The organism is Paenibacillus chibensis (genome assembly GCF_004001045.1).
Classification (GTDB): Bacteria; Bacillota; Bacilli; order Paenibacillales; family Paenibacillaceae; genus Paenibacillus_AQ; species Paenibacillus_AQ chibensis.
Genome location: NZ_BIMK01000018.1, coordinates 135,356 through 154,345, shown reverse-complemented (window position 1 = coordinate 154,345; position 18,990 = coordinate 135,356). Strand labels below are relative to the sequence as shown.

Annotated in this window: 15 protein-coding genes; 4 read left to right on the top strand and 11 right to left on the bottom strand. The window is 53.6% G+C overall.

The genetic code is table 11. The annotated features are described in order from the left end of the window. Nucleotides 1–20: 20 nt before the first annotated feature. The gene (locus tag PCH05_RS16035; protein WP_127603704.1) at nt 21–1,223 is read left to right on the top strand and encodes a multidrug effflux MFS transporter; all 1,203 of its coding nucleotides are present in this window, start codon (nt 21–23) and stop codon (nt 1,221–1,223) included. 240 nt (nt 1,224–1,463) lie between these two features. On the opposite strand, the gene PCH05_RS16030 is transcribed toward PCH05_RS16035, so the two are convergent. The 6 genes from PCH05_RS16030 to PCH05_RS16005 form a co-directional block, all read right to left on the bottom strand. After that, complete coding sequence (locus PCH05_RS16030) at nt 1,464–2,789, bottom strand: 6-phospho-beta-glucosidase (RefSeq protein WP_127603653.1); 1,326 nt, start codon at nt 2,787–2,789, stop codon at nt 1,464–1,466. Nucleotides 2,790–2,831: 42 nt separating this feature from the next. Continuing rightward, a complete protein-coding gene (locus PCH05_RS16025) occupies nt 2,832–3,824 on the bottom strand; it encodes an N-acetylglucosamine kinase (protein ID WP_127603651.1) in 993 nt (330 codons plus the stop codon). A 142-nt stretch (nt 3,825–3,966) separates the two neighbouring features. Next, the gene (locus PCH05_RS16020) at nt 3,967–4,977 is read right to left on the bottom strand and encodes a LacI family DNA-binding transcriptional regulator (RefSeq protein WP_127603649.1); all 1,011 of its coding nucleotides are present in this window, start codon (nt 4,975–4,977) and stop codon (nt 3,967–3,969) included. 131 nt (nt 4,978–5,108) lie between these two features. Continuing rightward, complete coding sequence (locus PCH05_RS16015) at nt 5,109–6,500, bottom strand: ABC transporter substrate-binding protein (protein WP_127603646.1); 1,392 nt, start codon at nt 6,498–6,500, stop codon at nt 5,109–5,111. Nucleotides 6,501–6,554: 54 nt separating this feature from the next. After that, entirely contained in the window at nt 6,555–7,439 is an 885-nt protein-coding gene (locus PCH05_RS16010; protein ID WP_127603644.1) for a carbohydrate ABC transporter permease, read from the bottom strand. Next, nucleotides 7,436–8,293 (bottom strand): carbohydrate ABC transporter permease, encoded by an 858-nt coding sequence (locus PCH05_RS16005; RefSeq protein ID WP_174806272.1) that lies wholly within the window; start codon nt 8,291–8,293, stop codon nt 7,436–7,438. The genes PCH05_RS16010 and PCH05_RS16005 overlap by 4 nt, the downstream gene beginning before the upstream one ends. 440 nt (nt 8,294–8,733) lie before the next feature. Here PCH05_RS16005 and PCH05_RS16000 point away from each other — a divergent pair, with 440 nt between their 5' ends. Further along, complete coding sequence (locus PCH05_RS16000; RefSeq protein WP_127603640.1) at nt 8,734–10,143, top strand: MATE family efflux transporter; 1,410 nt, start codon at nt 8,734–8,736, stop codon at nt 10,141–10,143. A gap of 196 nt (nt 10,144–10,339) precedes the next feature. Next, complete coding sequence (locus PCH05_RS15995) at nt 10,340–11,053, top strand: DsbA family oxidoreductase (protein WP_127603638.1); 714 nt, start codon at nt 10,340–10,342, stop codon at nt 11,051–11,053. Nucleotides 11,054–11,227: 174 nt separating this feature from the next. Here PCH05_RS15995 and PCH05_RS15990 read toward each other — a convergent pair whose 3' ends face one another. Together PCH05_RS15990 and PCH05_RS15985 are read right to left on the bottom strand one after the other, a co-directional pair. Further along, on the bottom strand, nt 11,228–11,962 hold the full coding sequence (locus PCH05_RS15990; protein WP_127603636.1) for a polysaccharide deacetylase family protein: 735 nt from the start codon (nt 11,960–11,962) through the stop codon (nt 11,228–11,230). 109 nt (nt 11,963–12,071) lie between these two features. Next, nucleotides 12,072–13,127 (bottom strand): serine hydrolase domain-containing protein, encoded by a 1,056-nt coding sequence (locus PCH05_RS15985; protein WP_164766673.1) that lies wholly within the window; start codon nt 13,125–13,127, stop codon nt 12,072–12,074. Between the two features lie 245 nt (nt 13,128–13,372). Here PCH05_RS15985 and PCH05_RS15980 point away from each other — a divergent pair, with 245 nt between their 5' ends. Then, nucleotides 13,373–15,766, top strand: coding sequence for an Ig-like domain-containing protein (locus tag PCH05_RS15980; RefSeq protein WP_127603632.1), 2,394 nt, complete (start codon nt 13,373–13,375; stop codon nt 15,764–15,766). Nucleotides 15,767–15,985: 219 nt separating this feature from the next. On the opposite strand, the gene PCH05_RS15975 is transcribed toward PCH05_RS15980, so the two are convergent. Genes PCH05_RS15975 through PCH05_RS27320 form a run of 3 tightly spaced genes read right to left on the bottom strand, consistent with a single transcriptional unit; the run spans nt 15,986 to nt 18,873 of the window. Then, nucleotides 15,986–17,752 (bottom strand): type 2 periplasmic-binding domain-containing protein, encoded by a 1,767-nt coding sequence (locus tag PCH05_RS15975; RefSeq protein WP_127603630.1) that lies wholly within the window; start codon nt 17,750–17,752, stop codon nt 15,986–15,988. Between the two features lie 36 nt (nt 17,753–17,788). Continuing rightward, a complete protein-coding gene (locus PCH05_RS15970; RefSeq protein ID WP_127603628.1) occupies nt 17,789–18,724 on the bottom strand; it encodes a hypothetical protein in 936 nt (311 codons plus the stop codon). Next, a complete protein-coding gene (locus PCH05_RS27320) occupies nt 18,721–18,873 on the bottom strand; it encodes a hypothetical protein (protein WP_164766672.1) in 153 nt (50 codons plus the stop codon). The genes PCH05_RS15970 and PCH05_RS27320 overlap by 4 nt, the downstream gene beginning before the upstream one ends. Nucleotides 18,874–18,990 lie beyond the last annotated feature (117 nt).

Genomic DNA, 18,990 nt, shown 5'->3' with positions numbered 1-18,990 from the left:
CAAGCACGAGCCGGCTGTGGATGATTATCGTACTGGGGGCGCTCTCGGCCTTCGGGCCATTTTCGCTGGATATGTACTTGCCCGCGCTGCCGAGCCTGGCGGATACGATGCATACCACCACATCGCTCACGCAGCTTAGCTTAACTTCATGCCTTATCGGTCTTTCGGTGGGCCAACTGCTGGCTGGTCCTTTCAGTGATGTGCGCGGACGGCGCATTCCGCTCTTGATCGGTATGGTGGTTTACGGTATTTCGTCTTTATTATGCGCCTTCAGCACATCGATCGAGATGCTGATCGCTTTACGTTTTGTTCAGGGGATTGCCGGTTCGGCAGGAATCGTGATTTCACGCGCAATCGTGCGGGATATGTACTCCGGCTCGGAGCTCACCAAATTCTTTTCGATGCTAATGCTCGTGAACGGCGCGGCGCCGATTCTTTCGCCGATCGTAGGTGGTCAGCTGCTGCAGGTGACTTCCTGGCGGGGCGTGTTTATCGTGCTGGCGGCGATTGGCATCATCATGCTGTTATCCGTGTTTTTTGGACTTCCTGAAACGCTGGCACCCGGAAAACGCTCCAGCGGTGGCACTTTGAATACGATCAAAACGTTCGGGGTGCTGCTGAGCGACCGCAAATTCATGGGGCTTGCGCTCAGTTCCGGATTTATCACGGCGGCCATGTTTGCTTACATTTCAGGATCACCGTTCGTGCTGCAAAAAATATACGGCGTGAGTCCGCAAATATTCAGCCTCATATTCGCCATGAACGGCGTCGGCATCATCATTGCCGGACAGATTACCGGCCGCTTGGCTGGAAGGGTGAGCGAAAAGAGGCTGCTTGTGACAGGGATCACCCTGGCCACCATCGGCGGCATGTCGCTCCTGCTTCTGCTGGCTGTTAAGGCGCCTATGGCGGCCGTGCTTCCGCCGCTATTCATCGTGGTCTCCTGCGTCGGCATCGTAGGTACGGCGAGCTCCTCGCTCGCGCTTCAGGATTACGGGCATGCGGCAGGCAGCGCCTCGGCTTTGCTTGGGCTGTTATCTTACATTTTCGGCGGAATTGTCAGCCCGCTGGTCGGGATCGGCGGCAGTACGTCCGCAATTCCGATGGGAATCGTGATCGCGGGCGCGGATGTATGCTCCGTACTGTGCTATCTGCTGCTGGTACGCAAATCACGCGGCAGGATGCTGTCTTCAGAGGCTTCGGGCATCTATCATAAAAGCTAGTGAAGCAAATGGGTCTGCGTAATAAGCTGCAGCACATAAAATTCAGGCTTGCATGAAATAAATACAAGCAGCCCTGCACCGGTAAATCCCGGGCAGGGCTGCTTTTTCTTATATCAGAAAGTATGAACTACAGAGCTATGGCTTCGTGATATTGCAAGAAATACATCCGCTGATGGCGGTCTGTCTTCTGAGAAATTACGTCGATAGACGTTTTTCTTATAAACGTATCATAACGTCCGATTAGGCGTTCGCTGTTGTTTCTTTAAAGAACTGCGGCAAATATTCCTTGTTTGCCTCCAGCATTTCATCGAGCATTGTAATGGCCACTTCAACCGATGGCACGAGCGGGTGATGAGCCAGGGCTTGAATGGCCAGCCCGCGGTCGCCGGTTACGGCAGCGTCAATCGCCAGTCGCTCGTAGGTTTTCACGGCATGGATCAATCCGGTGGCCATCGGCGGGACCTTGGTTAATGGCAGCGGAAGCGGGCCGGTTTTGGTGACCACGCAGTTGACCTCAATGCTGGCATCATCCGGCAGAAAATCGATAATGCCGTTGTTGGCGACGTTCAGCGTCTGAATGTCGTTCGTGCCGTTGTGGAGGGAGCGCATCAGATTGACGGCTGCTTCGGAATAGAAGGCACCGCCGCGCTGTTCCAGCTGCTTGGGCTTATCCTTCAGCTCCGGATCGCTGTACAGCTCGAACAGCTCCTCCTCGACGCGTTTGACGACTTCCGCGCGGTTGCCGCCTTTTTGGAAGGATTCGAGCTGCTCCTCGAGCATGGCATCGGTCATGTAGAAATATTTCAGGTAATAAGATGGCAGCGCATGCAGCGATTGCAGGAACTCCGGATTCCATTCCCGCGCGGGCACGTTTTTCGCGCTGTATCCGGCGGTATCGGCCAGCATCTCATCCAGCTTATCTTCGCCGTTCACGTCGATGCGGGTGATCCAGTGCAGATGGTTCAAACCGACGAATTCGGCATAAATGCGGTCTGCTGCAACGCCGTATTTGGCCGAGGTTTGCTTGATCAGGCCGATCGGAGCGTTGCACAGGCCGATGCTTTTCACGTTGGAGTATTTCAGGATGGCTTCCGTGACCATGCCCGCAGGGTTCGTGAAATTCAGCAGCCAGGCGTTCGGCGCCAGCTCTTCGATATCACGGCAAATATCCAGCAGCACGGGAATCGTCCGGAGCGCCTTCATCATGCCCCCGGGACCGGTGGTTTCCTGGCCGATCACGCCGTATTTCAGCGGAATGGATTCATCGCGGCCGCGGGCGTCCAGCATGCCCACGCGCATCTGCGTGCTGACGAAGTCCGCGCCTTTGATAGCCTCGCGGCGGTCCAGCGTCAGATGAACCTCGATCGGCAGGCCGGATTTCTCGACCATGCGTTTGGCCAAATTCCCGACAATATTCAGCTTGCGCTGTCCCGGTTCAATGTCCACCAGCCACAGCTCGCGTACCGGAAGCTCGTTGTAGTGGAGGATGAATCCTTCCACAAGCTCGGGCGTATAAGAGGATCCGCCGCCGATGACGGCTATTTTAAGTCCTTGTTCGTTTGCCATGTTCTGCACACTCCAGTCTTGTAACATTATTTTTATAGGAAATTATGTTGTCGTTTGCTTGATATGCTCAAAATCACGGAAGGTCCGCATGTTGTCGTATGCCTCCGGGCTGACGGATGTTCCGTCCGCCTCCATGGCCGACCACACGGCACCGACCACGGGCTCGGTAGCGAGCGTCACCACGGATGCGTGCGGAGCAACGGCTGCCACGGCCTGTTCAATAGGGCCGCGAATCCAGCCGCGATCACCCCGTGTTAGCAGACTTCCTGCCAGCACGACGTCGAATGCATCCTGCTCCATGCCGAGTTTTCGGATCACGGCGACGGCTGCTTTTCCAAGCTCCACGCCTTGGCGGGTCAGGATGTCCAGCGCGACGGCGTCCTGCTCCGCCGCGGCATTAAACAGCAGCTTCGCCGCATGAACAGGCACATGCTTGCCATGATCCTGGAAATCGTCGAACATATCGCTGACGCTGTCATATCCCAGGAAGCTCAGCAGGAGCGGCGTCAGCACCGTAGGCTGCTCGCGGCCGTCCCAGGCACGGATGACGGAGCGGAACACCTCGATATTGAGGGAGCCGCCGCCGCCGAAATCGCCGTACATATAATCAAACCCGCCAACCTGCACATGCTCGCCTGCCGGGTTTCTTCCCGCGGAATTGGTGCCTGTGCCGCAAATGAGCGCCACGCCGTAAGGATTTCCGGTACCCGCGCGCAGGCCGATCATCGTATCGCAATTGATGGAATAGTTCCGGGTAAAACCGAGCTCCTGCACCAACGGATGCAGGATGCGGTAATCTGCTTCCCGATCGGCGCCGGCCAGGCCGAAGTAGGTATGCGACAATTCATGAATCCGCAGACCGGCTTCCGCCAGGGCGCCTTCCGCTGCTTCGCGGATGCTTTGCGCGGCGAGGCCGCGGTCAATCTGATGATTGCCGTTGCCGCCAAGGCCTTTGCCGAGCACGTTACCGCGTTCATCGGTGAGCAGGGCGTATGTTTTTGTTCCTCCCCCATCGATACCCAAGTAGTAAGACAATGGTCGTCACTCCTATATATAAGGATATATTCTAAGATATCAGAAAATATAAAATTCGAAGCAAGACCATCCTGATATCGCAAGAAAACAACATCTCGGCTGCGGTCTTTCTCCTTTGAGAGTACGTCGATAGACGTCTTTCTTATGATCCGGATGTATCTTCCGGAGAATGTACAGTAGATTCTCTCACGATCAGCTCGGGGTCGATCCGCACATTGCCTCCGCGCTTCATTGTACCGTCCATGCGTTTGAGCAGCATATCAGCCGCGGCCAGACCGATCCGGTCAGCAGGCTGACGGACCGTCGTCAGATAGGGATGGAGCTTCGACGAGATATGCTGATCGTCATAGCCGACGATAGCGACCTGCTCCGGAACGCGGATGCCTTCTTCCATCAGGGCATTCACAACCCCGAGCGCGATGTTGTCGTCACCCGCGAATACGGCGGACGGTAGCTTGCCTTCGCGCAGCCATCTGCAGCAGGTATCATAGCCGAAGTCGATTTCGAACTCGCCGGTAATCATCTCGAACGGGGCCAGGTTTTTGTCTTCCAAAGCCTGCAGAAAGCCGCTGCGGCGTTCACGCGTACTGCGGAACATATTATGACCGCTCAAGTGCGCGATTTTGGTATGGCCGAGATCGAGAAGATGTTTAGTCGCTGCATATCCGCCCTTGTAGTTGTCGATGGTGACGGAAAATGCGTCATTTTCGGGTTTCTGGTTGTCGATCAGGACGTAAGGGATGCTGCGTTTCTTGAGTTCCACGATGTAATTGTCCTCTTCCATCGGCGAGAGCAGAATGAGACCGTCCACACGGTCCTCCTGAATCAGATAATGAGCCTCATCGGAGCCGATGCCGGTAGAGACCGAAACGGCGAGGAAATAGCCATGAAGCGCAAGCACCTCGTTCAGCTCCTTGACGACAGCGTCGAAGAATGAATCCTGGAGGGTCGTCACGATTATACCGACGATGCCCGTCTTGCCGCGGGCCAGGCTGCGGGCGGCAGCGTTTGGGCGGTAATCGAGCTCTTTGATGGCGTCAAGCACCTTTTGTCTATTTTTCTCGCGGACCGATTCGGCGCCGTTGAGCACCCGGGAAACCGTCACCACGGATAATCCTGATTTTTTTGCTACATCAAATATGCTAACCTTCATTTGTTTATTCTCCTTGCGGCAGATTTTCCGTACGTTTACATTCATTTAACCCTAGTATACATGTACGGAGGCCAGCCGCGAAGCTTATTTAACAGATGCACCGCCCCTTTCGGGACGGTACAAGAGCTGTATTAACGTTTGATGATTTCCATGACCTTTTTCTGAATGGTCGGCATGACCTCTTCAACGGTTTTATGTCCCGTATCGATCGGCTGCATCTCGTTTATGAACATGTCGTTGATTTGCGAATAGTTCGTGATTAAGTGATTATACGATTCAAAGCCGTATTTCACGGCGCCTTCGTATACCTTTTTCACGTCTGCCGGATCGATGCCGTCAAAATGCTTGTAGTAAGTTTCCGCGGCCTTCGTATTGACAGGAGGGTTGCCTCCGCTCAGATCAATCGATTTCTCCTGAACCTCGTCGCTGACCAGGTATTTGATCCATTCAAAAGCTTCCTTCGGATGCTTCGAGCCTTTCAGAATAAGCAGCGGATCAACGAACAGCACGCTGCGGACCTTGTCGTTGCCGCCGGCAGGAACCGCCGCTACGCCGACCTTGAACGGAAAGTCGTTGGAGCCCGCAAGGCTCCAGGAGCCGCTGACGGTCATGCCCAGCTTGCCGGTAACGAACGCGTCACCGTTTTGTCCGGCCACGCTCTTGCTCCATTCCGTCGTCGGAGAGACCTTATCCTTCAGAATCAGGTTGAACAGCTTATTGTAAGCCGCGATCACGTCCGGGGAATCGAAATGCGTCTCGGAAGGGACGCCGCCGTTGGACCAGGTATCCTGGGAGTAAGGCTCAACGCCAAAGTACAGCGGGCGCATGTCGCGTTCGGACCAGGTGAAGTCCACGCCGTATTGCGTTTTGGCGATATCGTCGGATACATGCGTCATTTTCTTCGCGTCTTCCACCATTTTGTCGAACGTCCAGCTCTTGTCCTCGTAATCGCTCGGCGGATAAGGGACCTTGGCGGCATCGAACATGTCTTTGTTATACAGCATCAGGGTGACGTACATGTTGACCGGAATGCCGTATACATGATCTTTGACGGTGTAGATTTTCATCAGGTCATCCGGGATGCTGTAGTCGGAGGCTTTGAATCCGTCTTCCTTAATAATGTCGCTCAGGTCGAGCAGCATATCCTTGTTGTAATACTCCGCGAAACCCCCGTAGCCATAGTGACTGGTTACATCCGGCGATTTGCCGCCAGCGATGAGCGTCTGCAGCTTGCTGTCAAACTGCTCGTAGGGCGCTTTTTCCACTTTGACCTTGATGTTCGGATGCTTGGCTTCGAAATCCGGAATCAGCTTTTCGATAAAGGTACGGTCTTCGGAATCGATCGTGTAGTGCGTAATGGTTACCTTCTCGCCGGATGAGCCGGATTTTCCGCTGTCCCCCTCGCCCGAAGGGGCTACGTCTCCAACGGATTTGCCGCCGCTGCACCCGGACAATGCCAATACGACGAGCATGCTGGTTGCCAGCAAAAGCGCGAAAGTCTTTTTGATCCTTTTCCTTTTCATGATCTACAGTCCCCCATATGTTCAAGTGTATTTGCCGCCGCTGCGGCGGAGCTTTTACTTGATGCCTGTAAGTACGATTCCCTCGACAAAACGCTTTTGGGCTACCGCAAACAGAGCGACGATCGGCAGCATGGCGAGCACCGAGGCCACCATGAGCAGATGCCACGGCGGAATGCGGAACCGCGACGAAGTGAAGGAAGACATGCCGACCGGAAGCGTGAACTTATCCGATGAGCTTAAGTAGAGCACAGGTGTCAACAGGTCATTCCAGCTGTAGATGAAGGCGAAAATAGCAACCGTAGCCAGCGCCGGACCGGACAGGGGCAGCGCGATTTGCCGCCACATCCGGAACTCGCTGCACCCGTCGATGCGTCCGGCGTCAAACAGCTCATCCGGCAGCGTCGAGAAGAACTGGCGCAGCAAAAAGATGTTGTACGCCGAGCCGAAGAACGCAGGTACGATCAGCGGCAGGAACGTATCCAGCCAGTTCAGCTTGGAGAAGAGAATGAACTGCGGAATCATGATCGCCGGATACGGCAGCATCATGGTGCTGAGCATCAGCATGAACCAAAAGTTGCTGCCCTTGCCGCGGTATCTGGCGAACCCGTAGGCTGCGAGCGCCGACGAAAGCAGGGTCCCGACAACGGTAAGGATACCGATGATGAGGCTGTTCATGTACATTTGCCCGAAGTTCAGCGTTTCGAAAATCTCCTTGTAATTGCTCCACTGCCAGGAATCCGGCAGGAAGGTCGGAGGAAACCTCAGCAGCTCTTTTTTCGATTTCAGCGACGTGGAAACCATGAAGAAGAGCGGCAGGAGCATCAGAAAGGTGGTGACGATAAGGGCAGCGAAGCTTGCGATGCTGACGCCATCGACTTTGCGGCGGCGCTTCGTTACCGAAGGCGATGCGGTGGGGCCGGCAGCCGGGATCGTACTCATTTGCGTCCGCCTCCTTCATAGTGAACATAACGGTTCGAGAATTTCATGATGAGTGCCGTAAACAGCATGACGACGATCAGCAGCACCCATGCGAGAGCGGAGGAGTAGCCCGCCCGGTATTCCTTGAAGGCGCTCGTGTACAGGTTGTAAACGTAGAACCAGGTCGAGTAGTTCGGACCCCCCTGGGTCATGACATAGGCTTGCGTAAATACCTGGAAGGAATCGATCACCCCCATGATGAGCTGAAACAGCAGTACCGGCGAGATCATGGGAAGCGTCACGTTCAGGAAGATCCGGAAACGTCCCGCGCCGTCGAGCTTGGCAGCTTCAACAAGGCTGGAAGGTACGCCCTGCAGGCCTGCAAGGAACAGAATCATGCCGGAGCCTGCCGCCCAGAAGGACATGATCATCAAAGCGTACAGCGCATAGTCCGGACTCATGAGCCAGGCGGGGCCTTTAATGCCGAACCAGGACAGCACGTAGTTGAACAGACCGATCGACGGATTGAAAATCCAGTACCACAGGAGCGACATCGCGACGCCGGATACCATGCTCGGAAAATACATGGCGGTCCGGAAGAAGCCCCGAAACGGTATTTTCTGATTGAGCAGCAGCGCGAATCCGAGCGCCAGCAAGAGCTGGATCGGCACGCTGATAAACGTATACCTCACGGTTACGACAACGGATTTCCAAAACAGGTCATTGTGGAACATTTCGGTGTAATTCGCGAGTCCGACAAACTTGGGCGGATGGATAATGTCATAATCCGTGAAGCTGTAATACAGCGATGACAGAATCGGATACAAGGCAAACACCAGGAAGCCGAGGATCCATGGGGAGATAAAGAGATACATATAGAATGTCTGCCGCCGGCTTTCGCGATGGGTCACGGAAACACCAACCTTTCTATTGTTTTAAAATTATAACGCTTTAACTTTTGGAGAGTAATAACCTATATTTAAAAGGTTTCATAAGATGTAATATTGCATAAAGTTAAAGTGCTTTAATTTTTAAATCCGGCCTGATGACATTATCATAGGGGATGATTTCTCAATTATCAACTCTTTTTTTTATGAAAATGAAAGCGCTGCCTTTGCGGCTCCGATCAACTTACTTACCGGATGGCATGCCGAAGGCTTATGCAGAAAGGGCTGAAGCGACTTTGCCAAGCCTGAAAATTAAATGAAAATTTCTCGGAGGAATTTTCACGAAAGGACTGTATTTTCCGGTAAAGTGTGCTAACATACCTTTGTTTTAAGTTAACTTTATAGGAAAGAAAGGTGATTTCTGACTCATGACCGCACATGGTAACGATTCGTCCGAACGGTCAGAATCCGGTCGTCTCAGTCTGGTGCATTTGACGTGGCCCATCTTTTTGGAGCTGTTTCTGTTTATGCTGATGGGCAGCGTAGATACGTTCATGATCAGCTCGGTGTCAGATAACGCCGTTTCCGGCGTGGGTGCCGCCAACCAGATTATTTCGATCGCCATCCTTTTGCTTGAAGTCATTGGCAGCGGTGCTGCCATCGTTGTTGCCCAGTATTTGGGCTCCAGAAAGAAGCTCGAAGCAGCGCAGGTGACAGGCAACGCCTTGACGCTGAATTTGGCTGTCGGCCTGATCCTGAGCGTTGTTTTCCTCGGGCTGGGCGGACATATGCTGCGGCTGCTGAATGTGCACGGGGAGATTTTCGGTTACGCGCAGTCTTACATGCAAATTGTCGGGGGCGGGATTTTCCTGCAGGCTCTGATTAATGCGCTGGCTGCCACGATCCGTACGCACGGGTTTACCAAGGAAACGATGGTGGTTTCTCTTTTTATGAATATACTGCATGTGGGCGGCAACTATTTGCTGATTTTCGGTCATTGGGGCTTTCCCGCCATGGGCGTGGAGGGCGCAGCGATCTCGACGGTGTTCAGCCGTCTGATTTGTTTGCTCGTTTTCTTCTGGCTGATGTACCGCGTCATGGATGTCAGGGTGGAATGGAAGTACTACATCCGCCTGTCCAGGGACTATGTCCGTAAAATCCTGAGCATCGGCATTCCGTCGGCCTTTGAAAATATCGTCTACCAGATCTGTCAGCTGACCTTCACGCTGTACGTGACGTATCTGGGGGCGGAGGCGATGGCTACGCGTCAGTATGCAAGCAATATTTCGATGTACATTTATTTGTTCAGCATGGCGATCGGGATGGGAACGGCCATCATCGTCGGCCATTACGTCGGCTCGCGCCGCAATCAGGACGCCTATACCCGCGTATTCCAGAGCGTAAAATGGGCCCTGGCCGCTACGGTCGTCATCGATCTGATCATTATCGCATTCCGCGTGCCGCTGATGAGCCTGTTTACCGATAATATGGCCATTGTCCGCATGGGGGCGCAGGTCATCCTGCTCAGCATCATTCTGGAAACCGGCCGGACGGTCAACATCGTCATCATCAACTCGCTCCGCGCCTCGGGCGATGCGCGTTTTCCGGTCTACATGGGACTGATTTCAATGGTATGCATGTCGCTGCCGTTAGGGTATTTTCTCATATTCAAGCTTCATCTCGGCTTGGCCGGCGTATGGCTAGCTATTGCGGCGGATGAGTGGACGCGTGCGGTTATCATGTTTTTCCGCTGGAAGAGCCGGGCTTGGGAGCGGCATGCGCTGGTGCAGCCGGCCGATCCCGAACCGGTTCCTGCAGCCGCGCCGACCGTGGGGTAGAGCAATCGGATATTCTCCTGGAAAATGTACCGGGAGCGGGCTTTTCAAGTTGCGGAACGGCGCGCACTCCTATATAATGTATATAAAGAAGTTACAGTTAGTAGGCGGGGGTTCCTGCCTTTCTTTTTAATTCATTCTGTGCATAAAAAAGTATCAGTTAGCACATCATAAATGATCAATCCTAGGAGGTTTTTACATGAAAATTGAAGTATGGTCCGATTTTGCCTGCCCGTTCTGTTACATCGGAAAACGCCGGTTCGAGGCGGCTTTGGAGCGCTTCGAGCATAAAAGCGAGGTGGAAGTGGTGTTCCGCAGCTTCGAGCTGGCGCCGGATGCGCCGCGCGACAATGACCAAAGCATGCACGCCATATTGGCTTCCAAGTACGGCATGAGCCTGGAACAGGCCAAAGCGATGAACGCCAACATGACCGAGCAGGCGAAAACGGTAGGGCTGACCTACCATTTTGATACGATGAAGCCGACGAATACGTTCGATGCCCATCGTTTGACGCATTGGGCCGGCGAGTTCGGGCAACGTTACGACATGACCGAGCGTCTGTTCAAAGCTTATTTCACCGATTCCGAGCATCTTGGGGACCGTCAAAGCCTCGCGCGTCTGGCCGGCGAAATCGGGCTTGATGCCAAGGCCGCAGCTGACATGCTGGAGAGCGATGCGTACAAGGCGGATGTCCGCGAGGATGAGAGCCAAGCGTCGAAGCTCGGCATTTCCGGCGTGCCCTTCTTCGTGGTGAACCAGAAGTACGGCATTTCCGGCGCGCAGCCGGAGGACGTATTCGTGGACGCGCTGCAGAACATCTGGAAGGAAGACCACCCGCTGACGATGGTCGGCGGCTCGGATGATCTTGCTTGCCAGGATGGCTCCTGTGCGCTGCCGACGGATAAAGCCTGAGCGATCGGCTTGCCATATCGTTGTACGTGAAAAAGAGACTGACCCTCAAGGTTTGCATGAACCTGGGGGACAGTCTCTTTTTTTCATGATAAATTGTATTAAATAACGGGGTCCCCGCAAAGTTCCTGAACGGATGTCGGCGCAAGGTCCTGCGTTATGATGTTCTTTGGATGACTATTGATCTATGGGCTGAATCGGATCGTTAAAAAAGGGCTTGGCTTCCTTGAGAGGAATGTGTACCTGCGTGTACTCCGGAGCGGCATCCTGCTGCAGATCATAAAAGACGATATCCGTATCGGTAAAATAAACGCCCATATCCTTTGCGAACGCTCTCGCGTCTTTGCCGGCATAAACCTTGAACAGCTTGCTGAAAGCGGACATCGACGCCGGGTCATCCTTCAAAAGATTGACAGCCGTGATGCTTACGTTCGTTTGGGCGTCATAATTGAGAGCTTTCAGCACAGGCCGCGTTTCGCCCTTGGCATCACTGTGGGTACCTTGCGTCAGATTGCCGCGGAACACAAAGGAATAGAAGTCCCCGGAGCGGCTCGTGATCTCATAGCCCAAGGTCAGCTTGTCGTTGGTGGACATGCGTTCGCTGAATATACGGATGATGCCTTCCAGATCCTGATTGATGCGTTCCTCGGCCGCCTGGTCGGGCAGTCCCTTGATTTGAGGATAATCGGCGGTCAGATGCACGCGGCGCACGGCCTTGTTTTCTACAGTAAAGCCGGAGGGAGCTTGAGCGGTCTCCCGGGAAGTAAGCTCGGATGTTTTTGCATCCGCTTGATGAACAGCTTGTCTTGCAGGCGAGTCAAAGAGCTCGGGCCGCCGCATGTTCGCGCAAACGGCACCGGCGACGCCTAACAGCAGCATCGCGGCGATTCCGGCTGCAATCCATTTTCGCATATCATGTCCCTCCTTAACTTCAGAGAATGCGTCCCCTAACGTTAAAGATACATGCAAAAGGAATGCGGAAAAACCTCGTTTCGGTAACAGAAAGATGAAAATTTGCTCATTAATCCATCGTTTTGGTCATGATGCGCAGCAGCTCGAGGCCGATCTCGTCGACATGCCTTTTCTGGGCGCGGAGCAGGGAGAAGGGCTTCAATGCGAAGCTGCCGTTGTTCGAGAGAACGATGACCGCCATATTTTTCTCCCTGTGGAAGCCGATGAAGCTGCTTGAGCCGTACGTGCCGCCGTTATGCCAATGCATGCGGTCGTGGTACACGCCCGTGCGGATCATCCAGCCGAGGCCCACCTCGTCATTGCGGCGGATCCGGAGTCTCGGCTGCTGGGCCGCTTTCATGGCAGCAACAACGGAAGCTGCGCCCATGCCCGTATTTGCCTTGGCAAATTGGAGCAGGTCTCTGGCCGTCGTGCGCAGGCCTCCTGCTGCTGCCAGCGCGCCCAGGTCCCAGTGAGGAACCTCTTTGCCGTTGGCGGTGTATACGGGAAGCAGTCTTTGCTGCTGGGCGGAGCTCAGCACAAACGTGGTGTCTTCCATGAAGAGCGGACCGCAAATTTCTTCCTTCACGAGCTCCTCCAGGGTGCGTCCGGTGCACCGGGCAAGAATATATCCGAGCAAGCCCACGCCCAGATTGGAATATTCATACCGTCCCGGCGCCGAAGGCCGGCATTTGGGGAGGTCCTTCAGGAGCTGTTCTTCATTATAATGCTCATAGGGATTAAGCTTGTTTGTCATTACAAATTTGAGTCCAGCGGGCAGGCGGGGCAGACCGGACGTATGCGATCCGAGCTGTTCCAGGGTGATCGCGCTGATTTTGCGGTTCCCGGCGACTTCCGGTATGTATTGACCAATGGTGTCTGAACGCTTCAGCTTGCCCTGCTGCTCCAGCAGGCATAGCAGCGTCGTCGTAAACACCTTGGTAATCGAAGCCGCTTCATAAATGGCTGATGAATAATCGAAGCCCTGCGGCTGACCTTGGCCCAAGTAAAACTGGTTTCCGTTTTCCAGAATGCCGATCGTAACGCTGTGCGGGAATGGTTTGCTGAAATGCTCCTGAACCAGCGCTTCGGCTTTGCCCGTTATCGGATGGTCGGTTGTGATCATGGGTAGGCACCTCCATATATATAATAGACGTGCAATCGGAAGGATAGTTGTTCTCATGCGGAACTTACCAACCAATAAATTACCCCGTTCACGGAAGCTTGAAGCAATCGACAAAAAACGTCATTTTCCCGAAAAAAACCGAAATACGCACAAAAAAGCACGAAAAAGCTAACATTCTATCCCCGCCCGACCGATATGTGAGGTATGATGTGTTTATCAAAAACAGGAATTGGAGGGAATTTACATTGCAGAAGAAGCTTCAAAAGATGCTTGTCGTGTCACTGGTTATGGTCCTGTGCATGGCATACTCCGGAATCACTTGGGCTGCTACGGCAGCGGATTTGTCCAAGCTGGTTCTCTCAAAATCCAAGGTTAACTTGGAGATTGGCGATACGGCATCTGTGACGGCGACGGGCGTTTATAAGGACAACTCAACTGAAAATTTGACGATAAAAGCAAGCTGGAGCAGTATGAACAGCGCGGTAGCCACCGTGTATAACGGTACTATTACCGCGGTAGGCGAAGGGAATTCTACCATCTCTGTCGTTTATGGCAGCGAAACCGAGTCCGTTCAAGTGAACGTGACCAAAAAAGTAAAAGCGCTGACCATTTCGGATCCTCAGAAAAAGCTCAATCTGAAATTGAATGATAATCCGACCATTCACTTGACCGCAACGTACGCGGACAACACGACGGATACGGATGTTTCGAGCAAAGCAGACTGGACGGTCGATGACAACAGCATCGTCTCGGTCGTGAACGGTACGGTCAAACCAATCAGTTCCGGTACGGCAACGATTACGGCGACTTACGGCAAGCAAACGGTTTCCATTCCGGTCAGCGTTGAGCTGGTTAAACGTCTGGATCCCAATGTGACACAGGTGTCCATGCTGGCCAGCGAGAAGAAAACCGTACAAATTACGCTGAAGGCAACCTATCCGGACGGGGATGTCAAAGAAGATGTTGCCGCGAAGGCAGAATGGACAACAAGCAATCCTGATGTCGCTGACGTGATCAAAGGGGAGATTACGGCCTACGGGCCGGGATCGGCCACGATCACCGCCAAATACGGCACCAAGACGGCTACGATTCAGGTGGATGTAGATAAAACCATTCGCTTGCAGGCAAGCAAGCAGGATGTTTTCCTCCATGCGAACACATCACTCGATGCACCGATCAAGGTGGAGGCCGTTTATCCGGATAAAGATCCGGTAGACATTACGAAGGATGCCGTATGGACATCCAGCAACGAGAAGGTTGCTTTCGTAAAGCAAGGCATGATTACCGCGAACGTGCCGGGTTCTGCCGTGATTACGGCAAAATACGGCGACAAGAGCGTCACGATCAATGTGGACGTGGATGTGCCGCGTCACCTCGATATGGTGGACAAAGTGGCTCTGAGTTTGCAGGATCTGAAAACCTACCAGATTAAACTGAAGGCAACCTATGCTAACGGCGAATCCGATGACGTGGAAAAAAAGGCGGATTGGAAATCCAGCAAGGAAGACGTCGTATATGTATCCAGCAGCGGCATGCTGACAGCCTATAAAAAGGGCGAAGCCGATATCAGCGCCACTTACGGCGGCGTTACCGTAACGACCCATGTGGCCGTGGACATGCCGCTGAAGGTGGATGTTTCCTCGAAAAAGGTCTCCCTCAAAGTAGGCGGAACCTATGCGGCCAGCATTATCCTGGATTACGGCGCAGATAAGGCATCGGAGCAGGTGACCGATAAGGTTGAATGGAGCTCCAATAAGGAAGACATCGCCAAAATCGATGAAAAGGGCGTTGTAACGGGTATTAGCTCCGGCACCGCTACGATTACGGGTAAATACGACGGCAAATCGTACACGATGACGGTTGAGGTCGGCCTGGTCAGCGATCTGACTTCGCCGCAAAGCCTGATCATCATGTCGACCGGCGACAAGAAAACGATCGATTTGTCCGCGGTGAACGATCCTGAAGCAGCGGATGGACTGAATAAGAGAGCAACCTGGAAGTCCAGCAACCCTTCGGTAGCCAGCGTGGATGGCGAAGGCGTTGTAACGGGCATGAAGAGCGGGAAGGCCAACATTACGGCGGAGTACGGCGGCAAGAAGGTTACCGTAGCCGTCGAAGTGGATGTCATCTCGAAGATCGATGCCGATGTGGACTTCGTCTCCCTGAAAACTGCAGGCAAAGCGAAAGAAAAAACGGCCGATGTCAAAGTCACCGTGACCTTCAGTGACGGTTCGACGAAGGATGTCAGCGACAAAGCCGATTGGAGCACCTCCAATTATAAAGTCGCATCCGTAAACAAAGGCAAGATTACCGCTGTGGCCAGCGGCAAAACGACGATTACCGCCAAGTACGGCAGCAAATCCGTGCGCATTCCGGTGGAAGTCGATATCCTGAAATATCTTCAGACCAATGAAGTCAGCTTGAACATGAGCGTTGGCCAATCGGTGCCCATCACAGCCATTGCGACATACAATGACGGAAGTGATTCGGATGTGACCAAGCCGGCGCTGTGGAAGTCTTCCCGGATCCTGACCGCTACCGTCAAAGACGGCGTCGTGAAGGCGACGGGAAAAGGCAAAGCGACGATTACGGTAACGTTTGGCGGCAAGTCGACGAAGGTGATCGTGACAGTCAAATAATGACAGCTTATGCTGCTGCATCAAACGGGCGGTCCGAGACGTATTCTCGGGCTGCCCTTCTTTATTGTTTGGTATATTCATCATTGGTAGGATCGGGTGAAGCACAAGGATGAAGCGCGGGTGCTATCACAAAATGCATCATCACGCCGGATATATCTTGCATTTCGAAAAAAGGTACGAAAAAAAGCAGACTGCCCGGATGGGCGCCTGCTTTTTCTTTTACTCCATATTCTCTACATCGAACACCGGAACGGTAACCATTTCGCCGAGCTGATCCCCGCCGGGATACACGTCCTCAAACTGGCTGAACAGGCCGGTTACGGTCACATTCATACCATCGGAGAAGGTATAGTTCCCGTGCAGCTTCACATAGGAGTCACCCATCTGTGCCAAAGCATCGCCTTCGCCTCCGTATACGACGTAGCAGGTGAACCGGACCTTCTCGTTGGAATGGCCAAGCAGATCATTGACGCTGATATCGGTGTAATCCTTTTGGTAGCCCATGAATTGATAGCTGTCTCCCTGGCGCATGTAGATTGCTTGCTGGGAAGTGCCGCCATCGCCTTGAACGCCGTCCGGACGGGTCACAAGCAGCGATTTGTCCGCCTGCACCTCATAGCCGTCAGCATCAAAGAGGAACAGCGGGGTCATGCTGCCGTCATGCACCTCAAAGGCTGCATAAAGCGCTTGTCTGGATGCGGATTCTCCCTCGACGAGAATCACCGGCACAGTCTTCGTGCTGAGCGATTTCTCGATCGAAATCTGCCGGATGCTTACGCCCGAAGGAAAATCATGTGTGCTGACCAGTTGCACCGACTCGTCCTCGTTCATTATCGCAAAATAAACCGCATTGTCGTCATCCGAGCCGATGGCATAGGCGCTGCCGCCGAACCGGTTGCCTCCGCCGCTGACGTGGCTGTAATTCTTCGTCCCGTCGGTCTGCTGCAGCAGCCGCAGCGGATCATGGACCGTCCAGGCGAGCTTGGCCTTCTTCAATTCTTCCGAGGTGTCCTGGAATGAGGAGAGCGCCTCATAGATGGCGATCGCACCTTCATAATCGTTATTTTTGATTTTGCGCTGGGCCGAGGTCAGCCATTTACGAATTTGACGGTCGATCTCGCTCAGCAGTCCGGACTTGATCCCCGTGCTTTTGGCATAGGATTCATAGGCTTTGGCATGCACGGCATAATTGGCTGGCTGGTCCCCGTCCACATCCTTTTCCAGGATGATCCGCGCGAGCTCATCCGTTTTGCTCTTGACCCACGGCGCTTTCATTTTACGTCCTTCATATTGGCTGATAAAAGACTGCGACAGATTCAGGAGGTCTTGGAATTTGCCGTCTCCGGCCAGCTTGGCGAGCAGCTTCTCATCGAAGTCCTTGAATTTGGCATTCAGCTGTTTGGTTTTCTCGGTTGTTCCGCCGTAGAAATCGTCCGGAATCGCCAGCAGATTCCATTTCGGCACCGCTTCATCCGTTTGTCCCTTGGCTAACCGCTCCTCCAGCTGGTTGTAGAACAACGCTTTAAACTGCTGGAAGTAGCTCGTCATATGATCCGATATACCGAGATTCGCCGAGATTTTGGCATAGTAGGGAGCGAAGCGGTCGTTCGTGCCCATAAACTTGCTTTTGGCGCTCAGCAGCTCGTTATACACCTGGAGAAAGCCGGTAAAATCCTGTCCGGAGCCCGTGCGCTCCGCGCGCCGGTCCAGCTGGGTCAAGGTTTGCTTCATCAAGGTAATCGGCTCAAGCTCGCGCAGGCGCTCCGCGATTAGGGCCTCTTTGTAATGAATGGACTTGTTGCCCGCCGCCTTTTGGTAGCCTTCTTCCGCGCGGAGGAGATCGTTTTGATCATAGTAGCGGCCGGCTTCGTCGACCCAGGCCATTTTGCGGTTGATGTCGATTCCCTTCAGGACGATCAGGACCAGCATGGCGATACAGAACAAAATCAGAAGATTACGCAGGGTTAGCGTACGTTTTATCGTCATATATTTATGGCCTCTTTAATAAAATTTGGACACAGCCTATTCCCAGTTCTGGAATTCCGGATCCCAGCGGTATTTCTCGTTATATATGGCCGAGACTTCATCGCGCAGTCCGTTCCAGGATTGGTCGGGATTGCGCCGCACCAGCTGGTACAGCCGCAAATAGCGCTCCTTCGGCAGCTGGCGCACGTAGCGGAGGATAAATTCGGGATACATGTCCACGTATTTCTTCATCCGAACCGCGGCACCCGCAACGCCAGCCATGATGCCGGCGCCATCCTTCATACGGAGAATTTCACGCTCATAGATCATCACGTACCGGATGGCCTGGCTTTTGATCAGCTCGCGTTTGACCTTGGCCAGCTCGCCGATGTATTCGGCCAGGGCCGGTTCAAAGTCCTCCAGCATCAGCGGCTCAAGTTCCAGCTCCATGTCCTTGCGGAGCACGAAGCCCTGAAGCAGCATGATGCGCTGCAGGCGGATGCGGTCGTTATGAACGATGCTGGCGATTTCCCGCAAAATCTCATAACCGAGCTGTTCATCCTCTTTGATGGCGGCGGATGCGGTGCCGAGATTCAAGTAAATGCCCTCTACAATGCGGCGCTCGCTGCCGCGCAGCAGCTTATCCAGCTGCCGTCTCGTTTCGGTCTCAAGCATTTTCCGCTGAAACCACCAGAGAAAAAGCGTCAACGCCATTCCGCCCAGGAAACAAAGCACGATCTGCACGAAGGTCTGGCTGAACAGAACGGCGGCGAGCATGACCAAAAGCGCGATGAGCCGCTCGTTCTGCATGGAGCGCTTGGCGTTGATTCGGGCCTGATCCATGACGGGTATGAGCGCCTGCTTGCCGCAGTTCGCGCATTTATCTTCCCACAGCACGGTGAAAGAGCGGCAATGTTTGCAAACTCTTAACTTTTCATAGGCATATCTTGTCTTATAATAGGGGCGCAGGCGAACCGGCTTCTTCTTCGTCATGAGGCATCGTCCCTCCGTCGGTTGGCAATGGCCAGAAGGGTCTCGTCGAGATCCTCGTGGGTCGGAGCATGCTTCTGCCGGTTAAAATAGACGGCGATTTTGATGATAATAAATAGAAACAAAATGCCGAGGCATCCGTATGCAATCATAATCCGCGGTTCCTTTCTAGGGGGCTTGAAAATGAATGAAAGCAGGAAGTAGGCCTTATTTCCTACGAGGCGCAACACGGCTGCAATCATTGAACTTTGCCGGCTTTAATTATATCA

Excerpts from the sequence above, each read along its gene's own strand:
- PCH05_RS16035 (WP_127603704.1), top strand. The coding sequence starts at position 21 with ATGATTATCGTACTGGGGGCGCTCTCGGCCTTCGGGCCATTTTCGCTG.
- PCH05_RS16030 (WP_127603653.1), bottom strand. The coding sequence starts at position 2,789 with ATGGCAAACGAACAAGGACTTAAAATAGCCGTCATCGGCGGCGGATCC.
- PCH05_RS16020 (WP_127603649.1), bottom strand. The coding sequence starts at position 4,977 with ATGAAGGTTAGCATATTTGATGTAGCAAAAAAATCAGGATTATCCGTG.
- PCH05_RS16015 (WP_127603646.1), bottom strand. The coding sequence starts at position 6,500 with ATGAAAAGGAAAAGGATCAAAAAGACTTTCGCGCTTTTGCTGGCAACC.
- PCH05_RS16010 (WP_127603644.1), bottom strand. The coding sequence starts at position 7,439 with ATGAGTACGATCCCGGCTGCCGGCCCCACCGCATCGCCTTCGGTAACG.
- PCH05_RS16005 (WP_174806272.1), bottom strand. The coding sequence starts at position 8,293 with ATGTATCTCTTTATCTCCCCATGGATCCTCGGCTTCCTGGTGTTTGCC.
- PCH05_RS16000 (WP_127603640.1), top strand. The coding sequence starts at position 8,734 with ATGACCGCACATGGTAACGATTCGTCCGAACGGTCAGAATCCGGTCGT.
- PCH05_RS15995 (WP_127603638.1), top strand. The coding sequence starts at position 10,340 with ATGAAAATTGAAGTATGGTCCGATTTTGCCTGCCCGTTCTGTTACATC.
- PCH05_RS15990 (WP_127603636.1), bottom strand. The coding sequence starts at position 11,962 with ATGCGAAAATGGATTGCAGCCGGAATCGCCGCGATGCTGCTGTTAGGC.
- PCH05_RS15985 (WP_164766673.1), bottom strand. The coding sequence starts at position 13,127 with ATGATCACAACCGACCATCCGATAACGGGCAAAGCCGAAGCGCTGGTT.
- PCH05_RS15975 (WP_127603630.1), bottom strand. The coding sequence starts at position 17,752 with ATGACGATAAAACGTACGCTAACCCTGCGTAATCTTCTGATTTTGTTC.
- PCH05_RS15970 (WP_127603628.1), bottom strand. The coding sequence starts at position 18,724 with ATGACGAAGAAGAAGCCGGTTCGCCTGCGCCCCTATTATAAGACAAGA.
- PCH05_RS27320 (WP_164766672.1), bottom strand. The coding sequence starts at position 18,873 with ATGATTGCATACGGATGCCTCGGCATTTTGTTTCTATTTATTATCATC.